This window comes from Bradyrhizobium sp. IC3123 (assembly GCF_020193625.1).
GTDB classification, from domain to species: domain Bacteria; phylum Pseudomonadota; class Alphaproteobacteria; order Rhizobiales; family Xanthobacteraceae; genus Bradyrhizobium; species Bradyrhizobium yuanmingense.
Genome location: NZ_JADYVF010000005.1, coordinates 565,992 through 584,003 on the forward strand (window position 1 = coordinate 565,992; position 18,012 = coordinate 584,003).

Annotated in this window: 19 protein-coding genes and 1 riboswitch; of the genes, 9 read left to right on the forward strand and 10 right to left on the reverse strand. The window is 64.6% G+C overall.

What is annotated here, in order from left to right; translation table 11 throughout:
• Positions 1-94 precede the first annotated feature (94 nt).
• Positions 95-958, reverse strand: a complete 864-nt coding sequence (locus tag I6F20_RS20155; RefSeq protein ID WP_036004084.1) for a DUF1194 domain-containing protein — start codon at positions 956-958, stop codon at positions 95-97.
• A gap of 261 nt (positions 959-1,219) precedes the next feature.
• A riboswitch (Fluoride riboswitch) is annotated at positions 1,220-1,296 on the forward strand.
• Between the two features lie 118 nt (positions 1,297-1,414).
• Here I6F20_RS20155 and I6F20_RS20160 point away from each other — a divergent pair.
• From I6F20_RS20160 to clpS, 3 genes are all read left to right on the forward strand, one after another.
• Positions 1,415-2,617, forward strand: a complete 1,203-nt coding sequence (locus I6F20_RS20160; RefSeq protein WP_225127552.1) for an MFS transporter — start codon at positions 1,415-1,417, stop codon at positions 2,615-2,617.
• A 28-nt stretch (positions 2,618-2,645) separates the two neighbouring features.
• Positions 2,646-3,029, forward strand: coding sequence for a fluoride efflux transporter CrcB (gene crcB / locus I6F20_RS20165; RefSeq protein ID WP_036004076.1), 384 nt, complete (start codon positions 2,646-2,648; stop codon positions 3,027-3,029).
• A gap of 141 nt (positions 3,030-3,170) precedes the next feature.
• On the forward strand, positions 3,171-3,476 hold the full coding sequence (clpS, locus tag I6F20_RS20170) for an ATP-dependent Clp protease adapter ClpS (protein ID WP_036004073.1): 306 nt from the start codon (positions 3,171-3,173) through the stop codon (positions 3,474-3,476).
• Positions 3,477-3,518: 42 nt separating this feature from the next.
• On the opposite strand, the gene I6F20_RS20175 is transcribed toward clpS, so the two are convergent.
• From I6F20_RS20175 to fabI, 4 genes are all read right to left on the reverse strand, one after another.
• A complete protein-coding gene (locus tag I6F20_RS20175) occupies positions 3,519-4,709 on the reverse strand; it encodes an adenylate/guanylate cyclase domain-containing protein (RefSeq protein ID WP_225127553.1) in 1,191 nt (396 codons plus the stop codon).
• Positions 4,710-4,771: 62 nt separating this feature from the next.
• Positions 4,772-5,860: a chorismate synthase gene (gene aroC / locus I6F20_RS20180; RefSeq protein ID WP_225127554.1), complete on the reverse strand. Its 1,089-nt coding sequence runs from the start codon at positions 5,858-5,860 to the stop codon at positions 4,772-4,774.
• Between the two features lie 186 nt (positions 5,861-6,046).
• Positions 6,047-6,646 carry a histidine phosphatase family protein gene (locus tag I6F20_RS20185; RefSeq protein ID WP_036004064.1) on the reverse strand — a complete coding sequence of 200 codons (600 nt, stop codon included), beginning with the start codon at positions 6,644-6,646 and terminating at the stop codon, positions 6,047-6,049.
• A 12-nt stretch (positions 6,647-6,658) separates the two neighbouring features.
• On the reverse strand, positions 6,659-7,474 hold the full coding sequence (fabI, locus tag I6F20_RS20190) for an enoyl-ACP reductase FabI (protein WP_080135587.1): 816 nt from the start codon (positions 7,472-7,474) through the stop codon (positions 6,659-6,661).
• Positions 7,475-7,646: 172 nt separating this feature from the next.
• Between fabI and I6F20_RS20195 the strand changes: the two genes are divergently transcribed.
• Both I6F20_RS20195 and I6F20_RS20200 read left to right on the forward strand, forming a co-directional pair.
• Positions 7,647-8,135, forward strand: coding sequence for an RNA polymerase sigma factor (locus I6F20_RS20195; protein ID WP_225127555.1), 489 nt, complete (start codon positions 7,647-7,649; stop codon positions 8,133-8,135).
• Between the two features lie 106 nt (positions 8,136-8,241).
• Positions 8,242-9,012, forward strand: coding sequence for an anti-sigma factor family protein (locus I6F20_RS20200; protein WP_225127556.1), 771 nt, complete (start codon positions 8,242-8,244; stop codon positions 9,010-9,012).
• A gap of 314 nt (positions 9,013-9,326) precedes the next feature.
• Here the strand turns inward: I6F20_RS20200 and I6F20_RS20205 are convergent, their stop codons facing one another.
• Both I6F20_RS20205 and I6F20_RS20210 read right to left on the reverse strand, forming a co-directional pair.
• The gene (locus I6F20_RS20205; protein WP_225127557.1) at positions 9,327-10,289 is read right to left on the reverse strand and encodes a DnaJ C-terminal domain-containing protein; all 963 of its coding nucleotides are present in this window, start codon (positions 10,287-10,289) and stop codon (positions 9,327-9,329) included.
• 188 nt (positions 10,290-10,477) lie between these two features.
• Positions 10,478-10,882 (reverse strand): RT0821/Lpp0805 family surface protein, encoded by a 405-nt coding sequence (locus I6F20_RS20210; RefSeq protein ID WP_225127558.1) that lies wholly within the window; start codon positions 10,880-10,882, stop codon positions 10,478-10,480.
• 113 nt (positions 10,883-10,995) lie between these two features.
• On the opposite strand from I6F20_RS20210, the gene pdxH reads away from it, so the two are divergent.
• Both pdxH and I6F20_RS20220 read left to right on the forward strand, forming a co-directional pair.
• A complete protein-coding gene (pdxH, locus tag I6F20_RS20215; protein ID WP_225127559.1) occupies positions 10,996-11,637 on the forward strand; it encodes a pyridoxamine 5'-phosphate oxidase in 642 nt (213 codons plus the stop codon).
• A gap of 26 nt (positions 11,638-11,663) precedes the next feature.
• Positions 11,664-12,416, forward strand: coding sequence for an SDR family NAD(P)-dependent oxidoreductase (locus I6F20_RS20220; protein ID WP_036004050.1), 753 nt, complete (start codon positions 11,664-11,666; stop codon positions 12,414-12,416).
• A 213-nt stretch (positions 12,417-12,629) separates the two neighbouring features.
• Here the strand turns inward: I6F20_RS20220 and I6F20_RS20225 are convergent, their stop codons facing one another.
• Complete coding sequence (locus tag I6F20_RS20225) at positions 12,630-12,848, reverse strand: hypothetical protein (RefSeq protein WP_035696491.1); 219 nt, start codon at positions 12,846-12,848, stop codon at positions 12,630-12,632.
• 204 nt (positions 12,849-13,052) lie between these two features.
• Positions 13,053-14,030: a magnesium transporter CorA family protein gene (locus I6F20_RS20230; protein ID WP_036004038.1), complete on the reverse strand. Its 978-nt coding sequence runs from the start codon at positions 14,028-14,030 to the stop codon at positions 13,053-13,055.
• A 340-nt stretch (positions 14,031-14,370) separates the two neighbouring features.
• On the opposite strand from I6F20_RS20230, the gene I6F20_RS20235 reads away from it, so the two are divergent.
• Positions 14,371-15,051: a L,D-transpeptidase gene (locus I6F20_RS20235; protein ID WP_036031037.1), complete on the forward strand. Its 681-nt coding sequence runs from the start codon at positions 14,371-14,373 to the stop codon at positions 15,049-15,051.
• A 36-nt stretch (positions 15,052-15,087) separates the two neighbouring features.
• Here the strand turns inward: I6F20_RS20235 and I6F20_RS20240 are convergent, their stop codons facing one another.
• The gene (locus I6F20_RS20240; protein WP_225127561.1) at positions 15,088-16,170 is read right to left on the reverse strand and encodes an extensin family protein; all 1,083 of its coding nucleotides are present in this window, start codon (positions 16,168-16,170) and stop codon (positions 15,088-15,090) included.
• Positions 16,171-16,235: 65 nt separating this feature from the next.
• Between I6F20_RS20240 and I6F20_RS20245 the strand changes: the two genes are divergently transcribed.
• Entirely contained in the window at positions 16,236-17,864 is a 1,629-nt protein-coding gene (locus I6F20_RS20245) for a fatty-acid--CoA ligase (protein WP_036004029.1), read from the forward strand.
• Positions 17,865-18,012 lie beyond the last annotated feature (148 nt).

Here is an 18,012-nt window from a genome sequence, read left to right on the forward strand (position 1 = left end):
CGCACCCGTTAACGAGCCGTTAAGCGCGCGCGTCGGCGGCGGGCAAAAGATCTCAGCCGGAACTGGCGTGATGCCACCGGAAAAAACCGCCCCCTCACCGCCCCCAGCGATCGGACCAGATCTTCTCGCCGATGAGGCAATTGACGCGCGGCTCCTTGTCGGCAACCGGCATCACGGGCCGCTCCGGGGTGCGGCCGGCGATTTCCATCAGCAGCTTGGTGCGGATCGCTTCCTTGAACTTGTCGCGCTCCTTGATCGTGATGACGAAGGACCCCGGCCCTCCGATGACGCAGTCCTCGTAATAAAGATCGAGATTGTCGATATCCATGGTCGAATAGGACGGCTCCTTGACCATGATCGGCAGGCCGTTGATGACGATGCCTTTCTCCAGCGCGGCGTCACGCGCCATCGTGACCGGGCCGCCATTGTTGTTCGGACCGTCGCCGGAAATGTCGATGACGCGGCGCAGGCCGCGATAGGGATCCTCGTCGAACAGCGGCATCGCGAAGTTGATCGCGCCTGATATCGAGGTGCGCGAAGCGCGCCGGATCGGCGTCTTCATGATCTCGGCGGCAACCGCGTCCGCCGTCTCCGGACCATCGATCAGCCGCCAGGGAATGATGATCTTCTGGTCGCTGGAGGCGGCCCACTCGAAATAGGTCACTGCGATGCGGCCGTTCGGGCCGAGCTTCAGCGCCTGCAGGAACTCCTTCGACTGGATCGCCTGTGCATAGCCCTCGCGCTGGATCGCGAGCTCGTCCATGTCCATCGAGTAGGACACGTCGACCGCGAGGATCAGCTCGACATCGACGCTCTGCGCGTCCTTGTCGGCCGCAAGCCGCTGCGGTTGAGTTCTGGGCGATTCGAATTTGGGTCCTGGTGCCGCGATGCCCGCGACGTCCCCTCCGGCGAACATGCCGGCCACCAGCACAGCCCCGATCGAGAACAGCAAACGCATCGCAGTCTCCCGTCGTATGACGCGATGGTGACATGCAATCGGCTTGCCGCAAAGGCCGAAGATCGCTTGTGCTTCACATTCGAGTTAGGAATTCACACGTTACGCAAGTCTGCCGCCATGTTGCCGCGCTTGCGTCGGGAACAGGGGCGATCTCAAGAGCCGTCGTTCCGGGACTCGCGAAGCGAGGGCCCGGAATCCAGCTGCCGGCGGAGGCACGCGACCCCGCCCACTTGTCCGGCACGATTTCCATGCTAGGTTGGTCGCACAGATGGGGATGGAGTCCCCCGACAACCGCCCGGCGGTCGATGACCTCATGGGCTGATGACTCCTGCTCGAGGAGAGGCAATCTTGGGCCTCTGCCTTTGGCGGGAGCATGGACGTACCCGCCGATGGCGGGTTTTTTGTTGCCTGCTGGCGGCCGGCAGGCGAATGCGAGGGGACGACGAAGACGTGACGATGACGACACCGAATGCCGTGCCTACCGCGCTGCCCAGGGGGATCTGGGTGCTCGGCTTTGTCTCGATGTTCATGGATATCTCCTCCGAGATGATCCACGCGCTGCTGCCGGTCTATCTCGTCACCGTGCTCGGCGCCTCCACCCTCACCGTCGGCTTCATCGAGGGCATTGCCGAGGCGACCGCCTCGATCACCAAGATCTTCTCCGGTGCGCTGTCGGACTGGCTCGGCCGCCGCAAACTGCTCGCCGCGCTCGGCTATGGGCTGGCCGCCTTCACCAAGCCGCTGTTCCCGCTCGCGCCCAGCGTCGGATGGCTGGTAGCGGCGCGCTTCATCGATCGAGTCGGCAAGGGCATTCGCGGCGCGCCGCGCGATGCGCTGATCGCCGATATCGCCCCGGTCGGCCTGCGCGGCGCGAGCTTTGGCCTGCGGCAATCGCTCGACACGATCGGCGCCTTCGTCGGGCCGCTCGTCGCCATCGGCCTGATGTGGTGGACGGCCGACAATTTTACCCTCGTGTTCTGGGTGGCGGTGCTGCCGGCCTTCCTGTCCTTCGGGCTGATCGCGTTCGCGGTGAAGGAGCCGGAGCCCGATCCGAGCCGGAAACGTGCGGAAAATCCGCTCAATCTCGCCGCAATGCGCCAACTCGGAGCGGTCTATTGGCGCGTCGTCGCCGTGGGCGTCGTGTTCACGCTCGCGCGCTTCAGCGAGGCCTTCCTAATCTTGCGCGCACAGAACATCGGGCTCGACGTGATGTGGGTGCCGGCTGTACTGGTGCTGATGAACGTCGCCTATGCACTGTCGGCCTATCCGGCCGGCGTGCTGTCGGACCGGATCAACCGGACCGGCCTGCTCGCGCTCGGCCTGGTCTTCCTCGCCGCGGCCGACCTCGCGCTGGCGCTGCTCCCGAGCCTTGCGGGCCTCGCGCTCGGAGTCGTGCTGTGGGGACTCCATATGGGACTGACGCAGGGCCTGCTCTCGGCCATGGTCGCCGATGCCGCCCCGCCAAGCCTGCGCGGCACCGCCTTCGGCTATTTCAACCTGTTCACCGGGATTGCCTTGCTGGCTGCGAGCGTGATCGCGGGTGCGCTGTGGGACGCCTATGGACCGGCGAGCACGTTTCTTGCCGGGCTTGGATTCGCGCTGGTTTCGCTGGTGGGGCTGCTCGCCGTCGGCAAAGGTCTGGCCACGGAGGGCAAGTGAAGCAAATGGCGAAGTGGGGAACGAGACATTGAACATTCAATACATCCTCGCCGTTGCCGGCGGCGGAGCGCTCGGCGCGGTCATACGCTATCTCGTTGCGATCGGGTCGGGCCGCGCGTTCGGTACGGATTTTCCGTGGGGCACGCTGATCGTCAACGTCACCGGATCGTTCCTGATCGGCATTTTTACCGCACTGTTCGCGACCAAATGGAACCTGCCGCAGGCCGCGCGGATCTTTCTGACGGTCGGAATTTGTGGCGGGTACACGACGTTCTCGACGTTCTCGCTGGATGCCTGGTATCTGATCGAGCGCGGCCAGACATGGGCATCTGCCGCCTACATGATTGCATCGGTCGTGCTGTCGGTGGGCGCTCTGATCGCCGCATTACAGCTCGTTCGCGCACTTCCGTAACTCGCGCAGGCGCAAGTCGTGCATTCCTGCCCAGCCGCGACGGCATAGTGGCGAGCGGCCGCATATCTTGGAGCGCTCCCCGCTCCTGCGGTATGATGTGTTGGCTGGTGGCTCATTCGAGCTAGGGCGTTTCGGGGCACGATGAACGACACCGTCACCAAACCGAAAACCAGGACCAGGACCAAGGTCGAGCGGCCGAAGCTCCACAAGGTCATCCTGATCAACGACGACTACACGCCGCGTGAATTCGTCACTATGGTGCTGAAGGCCGAATTCCGCATGACCGAGGATCAGGCCTACAAGGTGATGATCACCGCGCACAAGCTGGGCGCCTGCGTGGTGGCCGTATTCACCAAGGACGTCGCCGAAACCAAGGCAACGCGCGCCACCGACGCCGGCCGCGCCAAGGGCTATCCGCTATTGTTCACGACGGAGCCGGAGGAATAGGTTTCATCCTGCGACGATGAATGGCCTTCAGCTCAGTGCACATCACGCCATCACCACCGGCGTCTCCTCCGCCAGCCCGTAGACGCGCTGCGCCTTGGAAAATCCTGCGATCGGAAACTCGCCGAGCTGGTGCCAATCATGGCGGCAGACATTGGCAAAACCTTCCGAGGCGACGACGGTCCGCCCCAGGCGCCCCGTGATCTTCTCCAGCCTTGCCGCGAGATTGACCGCCGGGCCGATGCAGGTGAAGTCGAGGCGGTTGCCGCCGCCGATATTGCCGTAAAGGATGTTTCCGACATGCAGCGCGACGCCGAAGCGGAAGCGCTCGACGGCCTCGCCCACCGGAAAGGCGAGCGCCTCGACGCTGGCGCGCGAGTCGCGCGCCGCCTCCAGCACCTGCGCGCAGACATGAGCGGCATCGCCGACATATTCGTCGATCGGGAACACGGCGAGCAGGCCGTCGCCCATGAACTTCAGCACCTCGCCGCCATGGTCTCGGATCGCCGTGACTTGGCAGTCGAAATAATGATTGAGGATCTGGACAACCGTCTCGGGCGGCAGCCGGTCCGACAGCGCGGTGAAGCCGCGCAGGTCCGACAGCCAGATCGCCGCCTGCATGGTGTCGTTGTGACCGCGGCGGATCTGGCCGCCGAGGATGCGCGCGCCGGCGCGATTACCGACATAGGTGTCGAGCAGCATCTCGGCGGTGCGGCGCATAGTGATGATCTCGCTGATGCGTGCGAGAGGCGCTATGAGAGCTCGGATGGCTGCGATGTCGTCGTCGCTGAAGCCGCCGGGCTGCCGCGTGATCCAGCTCGTCGCGTGAATGGAGCCGTCGAGAAAAGGCACCGGCACCGCGATATAATCGGTCGCGCCTTCGGCGTGCATGTCCTCGAGGAACGGAAATCGCTTGCTGTCGGGGTCGCCCGCGCGGCCCCTGACCTCGATGCCCTGCTCGAAAACCACGCGAAGCGGGCTGTGGGCGAATTGGGGCGTGTCCAGGATTTCGAAATCGACGGCACCGATTTCGACTCCCTCGCCCTGCCGCCAGATGAAGTTGCGGCCGAAGACTTCGGGATGCAGCGTGCGGATGAAGATGCCGAACCGCCACAGCGGCAGGCCCGCCGCGATCAGACGTTCGCAGAAATCGGCAATCCCTACGGCCGACTCCTGAGCCGCCCAAGTGCCGTCGATCAGCCAGTTGGTGATGCGCTGAAGCTCGGAGCTGTTCATGGCCGCATTTGCGGACGAAGTTGCGGGGCCGTCAAGCTGCGCGGTGGACTAGTACCGCGAGTTCAACGCCCGACCTGTCCGCGATCGCGCAGGAAGTGATCGGCCAGCACGCAGGCCATCATGGCCTCGCCGACGGGGACGGCGCGAATGCCGACGCAGGGATCGTGGCGGCCCTTGGTGAATATCTCGGTCTCGGTGCCTTGCCGATCGACGGTGAGACGCGGCTGCAGGATCGACGAGGTCGGCTTCACCGCGAAACGTACCACCACGGGCTGCCCGGTGGAGATACCGCCCAGCACGCCGCCGGCGTGGTTGGAGAGGAAGCGCGTGCCGTCATTGCCGGAGCGCATCTCGTCGGCGTTCTGTTCGCCCGTCAGTTCCGCCGCGCCAAAACCGGCGCCGATCTCGACGCCCTTCACCGCGTTGATGGTCATCATCGCGCCCGCCAGATCGGAATCGAGCTTGGCGTAGATCGGCGCGCCGAGACCCGCCGGCACGCCCTCGGCGACGACCTCGATCACGGCGCCGATCGAGGAGCCGCTTTTGCGGATGCCATCGAGATAGGTCTCGAAGAACGCGGCCTTGTCCTTGTCGGGACAGAAGAACGGATTCTTGGCGACCTCGTCCCAGTCCCACTTGTCGCGATCGATCTTGTGCGGGCCGATCTGCACCAGGGCGCCTCGCACCTTGACATCGGGGAGCACTTTCCGCGCGATGGCGCCGGCGGCAACGCGCATCGCGGTCTCGCGCGCCGAGGAGCGCCCGCCGCCGCGATAGTCGCGCAGGCCGTACTTCGCCTCATAGGTGAAGTCGGCATGACCGGGACGAAACTTGTCCTTGATCTCGGAATAATCCTTCGAGCGCTGGTCGGTGTTCTCGATCAGAAGGCCGATCGGCGTGCCCGTCGTCACCTGAACGCCGGTCTCGGGATGGGCCATCACGCCGGACAGGATCTTCACCTGGTCCGGCTCCTGGCGCTGGGTGGTGAAGCGCGACTGGCCGGGACGGCGCCGGTCGAGATCCCGCTGGATGTCGGCCTCGGTGAGCGGGATCATCGGCGGGCAGCCGTCAACCACGCAGCCGATCGCCACCCCATGGCTCTCGCCGAAGGTTGTGACGCGGAACATGTGGCCGAAAGTGTTGAAGGACATCGCTGCTCGCGGGTTCGTAAGTCAATGCTGACTTAACTCGCCCTGAAATAGGGGTCAAATATCGGCGAAGCCGTCATGGCCGGGCTTGTCCCGGCCATCCACGTTCTTGGTGGCTGCGAGCACGAAAGTCCGTGGATGCCCGGGACAAGCCCGGACATGACGGCGGGGGCGAGGCAGCGCTCCGGGCTAACTAAACTTCTCCAACCGCCCGTCGCGGAACACGTAGACGGCGCCCTGCTCGATATAGAGCTCGGCGGCGCTGGCGGGCGTCTCGAGGCCCAAGGCCACCATCAGAGCTCGGCAGGTCCCGCCATGGGCCACTGCGACGGTGTCGGACAGGAGCTGGTCGTACCAGGTGCGCACGCGGACCTGCACGTCGGCGTAGGTCTCCCCGCCCGCAGGCCCCACGGTCCATTTGTCGGCGAGGCGCCTTGCATAGATGTCCGGATCCCTCGCCTCACTCTCGGCCAGCGTCAGCCCCTCCCAGGTGCCGTAGCCGATCTCGCGCAGACGATCGTCGAGCGCGTAATCGGCAGGCGGCAATTCGAGCTTGCCGCGCGCGAGCTCCATGGTCTGGCGCGCACGGCCGAGCGGGCTCGACACGTAAGCCAGCGCGGCCTTGTCGCGCCCGTCGCGCTTGAACAGTTCGGCGAGAATGCCGCCGGCCTGCACGGCCTGGCTGCAGCCGCGCGCGTTCAGCGGAATGTCCCTGGTGCCCTGAAGCCTGCCGAGCGCATTCCACTCGGTCTCGCCGTGGCGAAGATAGTAGATCGTAGGCTTGGGCATTTCAGTTAGAGGCTAGTCCTTCCCGCCAAGCGAGATGTCAGGCGCATCCGGCCGCTTCATGCCGAGCACGTGATAGCCGGAATCGACGTGGTGCACCTCGCCGGTGACGCCGCGCGAGAGATCGGAGAGGAAATAAAGCGCGCTGCCGCCGACGTCTTCGGTGGAGACGTTGCGCCGCATCGGCGCGTTGGTCTCGTTCCACTTCAGGATATAGCGGAAGTCGCCGATGCCGGATGCCGCCAGCGTCTTGATGGGACCTGCCGAGATCGCGTTGACGCGAATGTTCTTCTCGCCGAGGTCGGCGGCGAGATAGCGCACGCTGGCTTCCAGCGCCGCCTTGGCCACGCCCATGACGTTGTAGTGCGGCATCCACTTCTCGGCGCCGTAATAGGAGAGCGTGATCAGCGAGCCGCCATCCGTCATCAGCTTCTCGGCGCGCTGCGCCACCGCCGTGAACGAATAGCAGGAGATCAGCATCGACTTCGAAAAATTCTCCTGCGTGGTGTCGACGTAGCGGCCGTCGAGCTGCTCGCCATAGGCGATCGCATGCACCAGGAAGTCGATCTTGCCCCATTTCTCTTTCAGCACAGCGAAGGCGGCATCGATGGTCGCCGCATCGGTGACGTCGCAATGGCCGAGCACGAGGCCGCCGATCTCGGCGGCGAGCGGCTCGACGCGCTTCTTCAGCGCATCGCCCTGATAGGTGAAGGCGAGCTCGGCCCCGGCGGCGTGGCATGCCTTTGCGATGCCCCAGGCGATCGAACGGTTGTTGGCGACGCCGAGGATGACCCCGCGCTTTCCCTGCATCAGACCCGAATTCTGCGCCATTCTTGCACGTCCCGTCGAACTCTCGTTGAGGTCTGGAGGTACACCAGCCCTCCCTCGCGGTACAGCCCTAATCCGCGGCATTAACGCTGTTTCGAGTGCCGGAATAGCTGTTCCGCTGGGGTGTTATGATCGCTATGGGCGCGCGCCGAACGCCAGGGATGTCAGGACCGCAATGAGTGCGTTTCGCCAGAGTGTGGAAGCCATGATCCCGGCGTTGCGCCGCTATGCCCGCGCCCTCACACGCGATGCGGATGCGGCCGACGATCTGGTGCAGGATACGTTGGTACGCGCGCTACGTTCGGAGCGGCTGTTTCTCGGAGGCGACGTCAGGAGCTGGCTCTATACGATCCTGACCAACCTCAACAAGAACCGGCGGCGCTCGCTGGCAAGGCGGCCGCACTTCATGCCGCTGACGGATAACAACCCGGATGCCAGCGGGACCGAGGCCGAAGGACGCGACATCGAGAAGGCGCTGGCTACTCTGGTCGAGGAGCAGCGTTCGGTGCTGCTGCTGGTGATGCTGGAAGGCATGAGCTACCGCGAGGTTGCCGACATCCAGGGCGTGCCGATCGGCACCGTGATGTCGCGCCTGGCGCGCGCAAGAGCCCACGTCAAAGCCTCGCTGGAGGGCGAGCGTACGGCGCTCAGGCGGGTGAAATGATGGCCGGGTCGATGCGTCGAACGATCTCCGCCCGCAGCCGGACAGTGAGCTGCGCGAAGCTAACTCGCAGAAGACATTTTGGGCCGCAGAGCCAGAGACGACCGACATGAACGACCGCAAGATCCCAGTGACCGAGGACGAACTGCACGCCTATGTCGACGGCGAGCTGCCGGCCGAGCGACGCGCCGATGTCGAGGCCTTTCTTGCCGCCCACCCGGAGGATGCCGAGCGGGTGCAATCCTGGCGCACCATGGCCGAGATGCTGCACGCCCGCTACGATGTGGTTGCCCATGAGCCGGTGCCCGCACGGCTCGAGCTCGAGCGGCTGGAGCGCCGCCCGCGGCAATGGCTCTATGGCGCCGCAGCGGCCGTGCTGGTCGCCTTCGTCGCCGGCGGCACCGCCGGCTGGGTGGCGCATGGCGCCGCCAACGCGCCCTCGACCTTCCGGAGCTTTACGGCGGACGCGCTCGACGCCCACCGCCTCTATGTCGTCGAGGTCCGTCACCCCGTGGAGGTCGGCGGCAATGAGCGCGATCACTTGCAGGCCTGGCTGACCCGGCGCTGCGGCTGGACCGTGTTCGCGCCGAACCTGGAGGCGAGCGGGCTGAAGCTGGTCGGCGGCCGGCTGCTGCCGGGACCGAACGGTCCCGCGTCGTTCCTGATGTACGAGGGCGCCTCGGGCGAGCGGTACACGATCTACAGCGCCAAGACCGAGAATGGTGCAACGCAAATGCGCTACGCCAAGACGGACAAGGACGGCGCGTTGTTCTGGTCCGAGCGCGGCGTCGGCTACGTCGTCAGCGGCAGCAGCGATCGCGAGCGGCTGACCAAGGTGGCGCAGGCCGTCTACGACCAAGCAGAGAAAAACGGCACATAGACAACCGCGCAAGCGCGGTGCCTAGATTCCGACATCGAAAATTTGGAATCAGGACATCGACGCGTCTCATTATCGCACCGGGTGTTCACGCGATTATGAGTGGCGTTCGATCCGCCGATCGACGCGGGCGGCCTCGATTGGGGTTTTTGGTACCGCGCTGGTCCCCCTCTCGAGGCCGCACCTTTTCATCGGCTGCCCCGCCGGACAGCCGACACGTCGAAACCATGAAGCGCTACCACGCCTCAGGCGTATGATGGGCATCATCTCCACGATGATGCCTCGGTCCTTTAGGAGAACCCCTTCAGTTCGAACGCCTAACCAAGCCCGCTACGTGGATTGTAGGGGTGTTGGTCCCGCCACTTCTCCATCAATGCTTCAAGCTCGGCGTCGTTCCCGTCCGGTAGCATAATCCTGACGGTGACGAAGAGATCCCCGGTCCCGCCGGCTTTCGGCAGGCCCTTGCCCTTGAGGCGGAAGGTCCGGCCGCTGGAGGTGTTTTTGGGGACCGAGAGCTCGACGGCATTGCCGAGAGTGGGCACGCGGACCTTGCCGCCGAGCACCGCCTCGTACAGCGTCACCGGCAGGTCGATCCTGAGGTCGGCGCCCTCGACCTTGAAGAACGGGTGCGGGGCAATGTTGATGGTGATCAGGAGATCGCCGGGCGGATGGCCCTGCGCACTTTCTCCCTGCCCCCGCAGCCTGATCTGCTGGCCCTCGGTGACTCCGGCCGGAATCTTGACGTTGAGCTCCTTGCCCGTCGGCAACCGAACCCGCTTCTCGCCGCCCTTGACCGCCTCTTCCAGCGAGACGCTCATGGCGACGTTGACGTCGAGATCGAGCCCGACGCCGCCGGTGTCGAACTCGAACTGGGCACCGCCGCCGGCACCGGGCCGCGCGCCGCGCATCCCGCCGCCGAACATGCTGTTGAGGATGTCCTCGAAGGCGCCGCCGCCCGGGCCGCCCGCACCGCCGCTTCGGAACGTATAGCTTTCGAACCCGCCAGGGCCCGCGCGGCCGCGCGGACCGCCGCCGCCCGGAAAACCCTGGAAGCGCGGCTTGCCGTCGGCGTCGATCTCGCCGCGATCAAACTGCTTGCGCTTGTCCTCGTCGCCGAGGATCTCGTTGGCCGAGTTGATCTCGGCGAAGCGTTCGGCCGCCTTCGGATCGCCCGTGTTGCTGTCCGGATGGTGCTTCTTGGCCAGCTTGCGATAGGCGCTCTTGATCGCGGCAGCGCTGGCGCTCCGCGGCACCCCCAAGACCTCATAGGGGTCGCGCATTCGTCACGTCTCCTTCAAGAAATCGAATTGTTCAAAGGGCTCCCCGCCCCACCTGCCGGTGATGTGGGAAGAGAGTGGCATTTTTGCAACTAGCCACGCGAGCTGAAGCTCTTTCTTTGGAGCATGGTCTTATCGGAAAAACCGGTTCCTACTTTTCGCGAACGCGGCCTTTCGGGTTCGGATCATGCTCAGCTGCGCCACGGCTTTAGCGTATGAATCTCCCAACGGCCACGGCCGCTTTGGCAGCCGGCGCCCTGGAGCCAGCTTTCGGTATTGCCGTTGACATAGCTCGCCAGGAAGTCGCGGCATTTGCGCCCGTCCTCGGCGGCGTAGGACTGGGCGATGGGCGTCACCGAGCCACGCGCCCCGGTCTCCGGATTCTCCCAATGCTGGCTGGAATCCTTGTCGCCCTTGCTGAGGACGTCGGAGGCGGCGTTGCGGGTGAAGGCAAGATCGGTCTCGGTCGGGGGAGCGTCCTTCGGCCGCGCGATCGAACCGGTGAGGTCGCTGTCGTCGGCCTTGGCATAGGCGCTGCTGTCGTTGCGGGAAAAGCTGCAACCGCCGGCGCCAAGCCCGATCAGAATCATCGTCATGACGAAGCCGGAAGGCCGGATCGCCGATAGGCCAACGCGTCCCCATGCCCTATATAGGGCGGTAGCGGACAACAACGCGTTTTGGGCCGCGGGACGCAACTCGGACTCCGGACATGACCGACACGACCTCGATGAAACACCAGACACCCTTAACATCCGGTGATTTCACCGCCGCCGACGAGCCATTTGCGTTGTTCGAGGCCTGGTTGAACGAAGCGGTCAAGAGCGAGCCGAACGATCCGAACGCCATGGCGCTCGCAACCGTCGATACCGACGGGATGCCCGATGTGCGTATGGTGCTCATGAAGGGCTTCGATGCCGACGGTTTCGTCTTCTACAGCCACATCGCCAGCCAGAAGGGCCGCGAACTCGCCGCAAATCCTAAGGCAGCGTTACTTTTTCACTGGAAGTCGCTGCGCCGTCAGGTGCGCATCCGCGGCAACGTGACGCCGGTGACCGACGCGGAGGCCGACGCCTATTTCGCGACGCGACCGAAGCAGGCCCAGATCGGCGCCTGGGCGAGCAAGCAATCGCAAGAGCTGGAGAGCCGCTTCGCGTTCGAGCAGGCCATCGCCAAGGTCGCGGCCAAATACGTCATCGGCGAAGTGCCGCGGCCGCCGGGCTGGAGCGGCTGGCGCATCACGCCGGTGCGGATCGAGTTCTGGCACGACCGCCCCTTCCGCCTGCACGACCGCATCGAATTTCGCCGTGACGCGGCCGGCCAACCGTGGTCCAAGACGCGAATGTATCCGTAAGCTTTGGGCCGACCTGAAAGATGTCCATGCCGCATTCGTCCAATGCGCCGCGCCGTACGCTGCTCCTGACCGGAGCCAGCCGCGGCATCGGCCACGCCACCGTGATCCGTTTCTCCTCGGCGGGCTGGCGCGTCATCACCTGCTCGCGGCATCCTTTCCCGGAGGACTGCCCCTGGGACGCAGGGCCGGAGGACCACATCCAGGTCGACCTCGGCGATCCCAAGGACACCGCGCGCGCGATCTCGGAGATCCGCAACCGGCTCGAGGGCGGCACGCTGCATGCGCTGGTCAACAACGCCGCGATCTCGCCGAAGGGCGCCGGCGGCTCGCGGTTGGGCTCGGTCGACACCGACCTCGATACCTGGACCCACGTCTTCCATGTCAACTTTTTCGCGCCGATCATGATGGCGCGGGGGCTGATCGAGGAATTGAAGGCCGCCAAGGGGTCGGTCGTGAACGTCACATCGATCGCGGGCTCGCGCGTGCACCCCTTCGCAGGCGCAGCCTACGCCACCTCGAAGGCCGCGCTCGCAGCGCTGACACGCGAGATGGCCTCCGACTTCGGCCGCATCGGCGTCCGCGTCAACGCGATCGCCCCGGGCGAGATCGACACCTCGATCCTGTCGCCGGGCACCGAGAAGATCGTCGAGCAGCAGATCCCGATGCACCGCCTCGGCACGCCCGACGAAGTGGCAAAGATCATCTACGTGCTGTGCACGGACACCAGCTCCTACGTCAACGGCGCCGAGATCCACATCAACGGCGGCCAGCACGTGTAGGCGGGCACTGTCATTGCGAGCGAAAGCGAAGCAATCCAGACTGCCTCCGCAAAGACAGTCTGGATTGCTTCGTCGCGGAGCCTGTCATCCGGCCCGCCGGAGGCGGGACCGGGTGGCTCCTCGCAATGACGGAAGTGGAAATGGCCGCTCAGGGAAGCAAGGCGATCCAGACAACGCCGCCGCAAGACCTGGATCGCCCTTACCTTCCGTTCCTCAATCGAGTCGAATCCGACGTGACCGCTCGCGCGGCCGCGGAGCGGCCGTGCTGAATGCAGTCGAGCAGTCGTCGTCGTTCTCACCATCGAGCAGCGGAGCACCACAGTGCCGGCACATGCGTGCCGACATCGACGGCGCCTTGCCGCTCGCCAGAACCTGACGGTAGTTCGCCAGATCGATGACGTTGCGGGGCGACGTTATGTGTTTCTCAACCATGGCTGTTCCTCGCGGCTACGCCCTGCTTATCGCAGACAAGTTTCGCGCAAACGTTCAGCCCACCGCTCAAATTTTACCGGAGGAATTGCGGCATGACACACGCGTCACCGCGTCGCCGCAATCCCGATCGATTCTGCGACACGATTCATCGTGTCTATGCGAGCGGCGTAAGGTCTCGGTAGGTATCTTTGCTCGCGCACGATCCTACAGCCACTTCTTCCACTTGAAGATCCAGTAGGGGACGATGGCGGCGATCAGCATCATCACCAGTGCCATCGGATAGCCGTGCACCCATTCGAGTTCCGGCATCACCTTGAAGTTCATGCCGTAGATCGAGGCGATCAGGGTCGGCGGCATCAGGACAACGGCCATGACCGAAAACAGCTTGATGATGTTGTTCTGCTCGAGATTGACGACGCCGAGCATGGCGTCGAGCACGAAGGTGATCTTGCTGGAGAGATAGGAGGCGTGATCGGTCAGCGAGGCGACGTCGCGCTGCATGGTCTTGAGCTGCTCGCGCATGTCCTTCGACCACTTCACGCCCTCGACCACGGCGGACAGGAACGTCACGACGCGGCCGATCGACACCAGGCTCTCGCGAACCTTCGAGGTCAAGTCGCCCTTGCGGCCGATCGAGATCAGAATCTGGGAATATCGCTTGGCATGGCCGTGGCGCTCGCTCTCCGGCTCGAAGATCTCGTGGGAGACCTGGTCGATCTCGGCGCCGCAGCGCTCCAGAATGTCGGCGCAGCGGTCGATCACGGCGTCCAGGAGCTCCATGAGCACCATCTCGCCGGTGATCGAGGGCGTGCAGGAGCGGGCGAGCTTGGCCTCGACAAGCGCAAAGGGCTTGGGCAGGTCGTAGCGGACCGTCACCAGGCGGTGGTCGCCAAGGATGAAGGTCACCGCGGTGGTCCGGGGCATGTCGGTATCGGAGTGGCACATCAGCGTCGCGGTCATGTAGCGCGCGCCGTTCTCCATATAGAGGCGACTGGAGATCTCGATCTCCTGCATGTCTTCCCGGGTCGGGATGGCGATGCCCGCCAGCCGCTCGACCGCCTTGTCCTCGGCAGCCGAGGGGTTGACGAGGTCGATCCAGACTGCGTTCTCCGGCAGCGCTGTGAGATCCTCGACAACCGCCTTCTTGAGGGAGGTCTCGGAGAGAACGAACACCGAAAACATCAAAAGCTCCAGAGATCCTACGACAGAACGACAGCCCTTAGCGCGATTCTGACAGGTTCACGATGACAACAACATTAACGGAGCGTTTGCATCTGCGGCGGCCGCTAGGGCTCAACTGTGGCGCCGGAGGAACAGTCTGGCGCGTCTTACCAAAAAAACCCGCACGACACCCCCAAATTTGCGGCAGAAAAGCCACAGCTGGGGTCTTACAGCCCTGGAAAACGGCTTCAGCGCTGGAATTGTGGCAGATTTCAACCATAATGGGCTTAACGGAGTCGAGGAACTTGGGCGCTACGCTCAGGTCCCTTCCGCACGGTATTGTTTTGATTGGAACCAAACCATGTCGTCGCTGAAAATTATGTTTGGGATTTTGGCCGCTGGCCTGATGCTGTCGGGCTGCATGCAGGCCACGACACGTTACGAGGCGACGGACACCAAGGCGTTCAAGCCCAAGGACAAAGAACTCCTTGCCAAGGTGAAATACGAGAATACCGCGGTCGCAGAACCGTTCCGCCGCGCCATTGTCGAATTCCACCGCAAGGAAGCGCCGGGCTCGATCGTGGTCGATTCCGACAACCATTACCTCTATTACGTGCTGGAGGGCGGCAAAGCGATCCGCTACGGCATCACTGTCGGCGAAGAGGCCATGGCCTGGTCGGGCATCGCCAAGGTGGCCAGCAAGACCGAGTGGCCGGCCTGGCACCCCACCCCCGGCGAAATCTCGCGCCTCGGCGTGCCGACCTATGTCGCACCCGGACCGGACAATCCGATGGGCTCCCGCGCGCTGTACCTCCATTCTGGGGGCAAGGACACGCTGTTCCGCATCCACGGCACCAACCAGCCGGAATATATCGGCGCCTCGATCTCGTCAGGCTGCATCCGCCTGACCAACGAGGACGCGATCGATCTCTATGATCGCGTCAAGCTCGGCACCCTCGTCGTGGTGCTCGAGCCCAAGCACGGCGATTCGCCCTACAAGCCGCGCCTCGCGCTCCAGGGCGGTTCCAGTTCACCCTACTAAGCAGGCCTTGTCCGAGGCCTTTCAAAGGCGCCGGTTTCACCGGCGCTTTTTTGTTGCCGGCTGGTGCGATCGGGCTTTGTTGCCATCCGCCGCCGGCTTGTCCGCAGGTGCAGCAGGCTTTTCCGCCTCACCGCCGTCGGCGCCCTCCTTTGCCTCGGGCTTGGCCGCGACCTCGCGCGGCGGTGCCTCCTCGGGACGCTCCGCCGGCAGCAGCGGTGCGACCTGAGGCAGCGGATCCCACACGTTCCATTGGCAAATCCGGTAGTCGTTGCGTCGCTGCGCAAGATCGAGATGGATGTGGTCCTCGTGGTACCAGTCCGAACCCGGGCCTAGCACGGTGGAAAAGCGAGTGCAGACCGAGTGCAGCACGCGCTCGCGCACCTCGCGCGAGGTGGTGCGGTCGGTCAGGCCGATCGACTGCCCATTGGCGAGCTTGACGGCGCGGATGTCGATGGCATTGGCCTTGCCGTGCTCGGACAGCATCGCGCCGGCCACGCGGTTGCGGCCGCGGCACTCGAAGCTGTCGAAATTGTCGAGCTCGCTGACGGCGGAGCCGAGGCTGGTCGCCAGCGGCGTCATGTCCTTGCGCACCCAATCGGCGAGCGCGGACGCCATGGTGCAGCGGAGGATGGCCGCCGGCTTGACCGTCACCTTGCGCTTGTCCGGCAGCACGATGGCCTCCAGTCGCACCAGATCCTCGCCGCCGCAGGCACCGGGACCGCGGATATCCGGAATGGACGGCGCGATCGCGATCTCCTCGGTCAGCGCCAGCCGGCAGGCCGAGGCCTGCTTCTCGGGCGGCGGCGCGGACTCGGCGGGCTTGTCCGCGCCTGGCTTGTCGGGGGACGGCTTGCCGTCTGCCTGCGCCGCCCCCTCATCCGACGCTTTGGGGGCCTCCTCGGGACGCGGCTTCGGCAGCGGAATCCTGGCGGCGCGAACGGTTGCGCGGGGCTTCGGTGCTCCAAGGTTGAAGATATCGAGCGGCGCAGGATATTTCCGCGCCTCTGCCCTTTCGGCGATCAGCAACAGCCCCGCCGCAGCGGTAACCATTGCCGCCCCGGCGGACATATAGCCGCGACAAGACCATTTGCGACGCAAGTCCGGCAGGCTAAAACTCATGGCAATTCTTTGGCCCAACGCTGAGAGCGATAACGCGCCCAGCGACTTCTCGGAGGAACGTCGGAATGCTTGGTTTGATGCAAGATTGGCCCCTGCTCTGCCACCGGATCATCGAACACGCCGCCAGGATTCATGGCAAGCAGGAGGTGGTCACACGCTCGGTCGAGGGACCGATCCATCGCACCAACTACGCCGAGATCCACAAGCGCGCGCTCAAGGTCTCGCAGATGCTGGAGCGCGACGGCATCAAGCTCGGCGATCGCGTCGCGACGATCGCCTGGAACACCTGGCGCCATCTGGAGGTCTGGTACGGCATCATGGGGATCGGCGCCATCTGCCATACCGTCAATCCGCGCCTTTTCCCCGAACAGATCGCCTGGATCATCAATCATGCGCAGGATCGCGTCGTGATGACCGATCTCACCTTCATTCCGATCCTGGAGAAGATCGCGGACAAGCTGCCCAGCGTGGAGCGCTACATCGTGCTCACCGACAAGGCTCACATGCCGGAGACCACGCTGAAGAACGCGGTCGCCTACGAGGACTGGATTGCGCAGGCCGACGGCAAATTCAAATGGAAGGACTTTGACGAGAACACGGCGGCGGCGATGTGCTACACCTCCGGCACGACCGGCGATCCCAAAGGTGTGCTGTATTCGCATCGCTCCAACGTGCTGCACGCGCTGATGGCCAATAACGTCGACGCGCTCGGCACCAGTGCGTCCGAGACAATGCTGCCGGTCGTTCCGCTGTTCCATGCCAACAGCTGGGGCATCGCCTTCTCCGCGCCCTCGCAGGGCACCAAGCTGGTGATGCCGGGCGCCAAGCTCGACGGCGCCTCGGTCTACGAACTGCTCTCGACCGAGAAGGTGACGCACACCGCCGGCGTGCCGACGGTGTGGCTGATGCTGCTCCAGCACATGACGGCCAACAATCTCAAACTGCCGGATCTGAAGATGGTGATCTGCGGCGGCTCGGCGATGCCGCGCTCGATGATCAAGGCCTTCCTCGACATGGGTTCGAACGTCCGCCACGCCTGGGGCATGACCGAGATGAGCCCGATCGGAACCGTCGCGGCGCTGAAGCCGCCGTTCCAGAATGCGACAGGCGATGCCAGGCTCGACGTGCTGCAGATGCAGGGTTATGCGCCGTTCGCCGTGCAGATGAAGATCACCGACGATGCCGGCAAGGAGCTGCCCTGGGACGGCAAGACCTTTGGCCGCCTCAAGGTCTCCGGGCCCGCCGTCGCCAAGGCCTATTACCGCGTCGATAGCAACATCCTCGACGAGGACGGCTTCTTCGACACCGGCGACGTCTCGACCATCGACGAGGACGGCTATATGCGGATCACCGACCGCTCCAAGGATGTGATCAAGTCCGGCGGCGAGTGGATCTCCTCGATCGACCTCGAAAACCTCGCGGTGGGCCACCCCGCCGTGGCGGAAGCCGCCGTGATCGGCGTGTTCCACCCGAAATGGGACGAGCGGCCGCTGCTGATCGTGCAGCTCAAGCAGGGCCAGCAGGCCACGCGCGAGGACATCCTGAAGTTCATGGAGGGCAAGATCGCCAAATGGTGGATGCCCGACGACGTCGCTTTCGTCGACGGCATTCCGCACACCGCCACCGGCAAGATCCTGAAGACGGCGCTGCGCGACCAGTTTAAGGATTACCGGTTCCCGAACGCGGCGGCGTGACGGGCTGGGTGCGCCCCTCCTTGGAGGGGCGTCAGCGTCCGACTTGTTGAAGCCTCCACGACGTCATGGCCGGGCTTGTCCCGGCCATCCACGCCTTGCCCCACGGTGCAGTGAACGTGGATGGCCGGGACAAGCCCGGGCATGACGG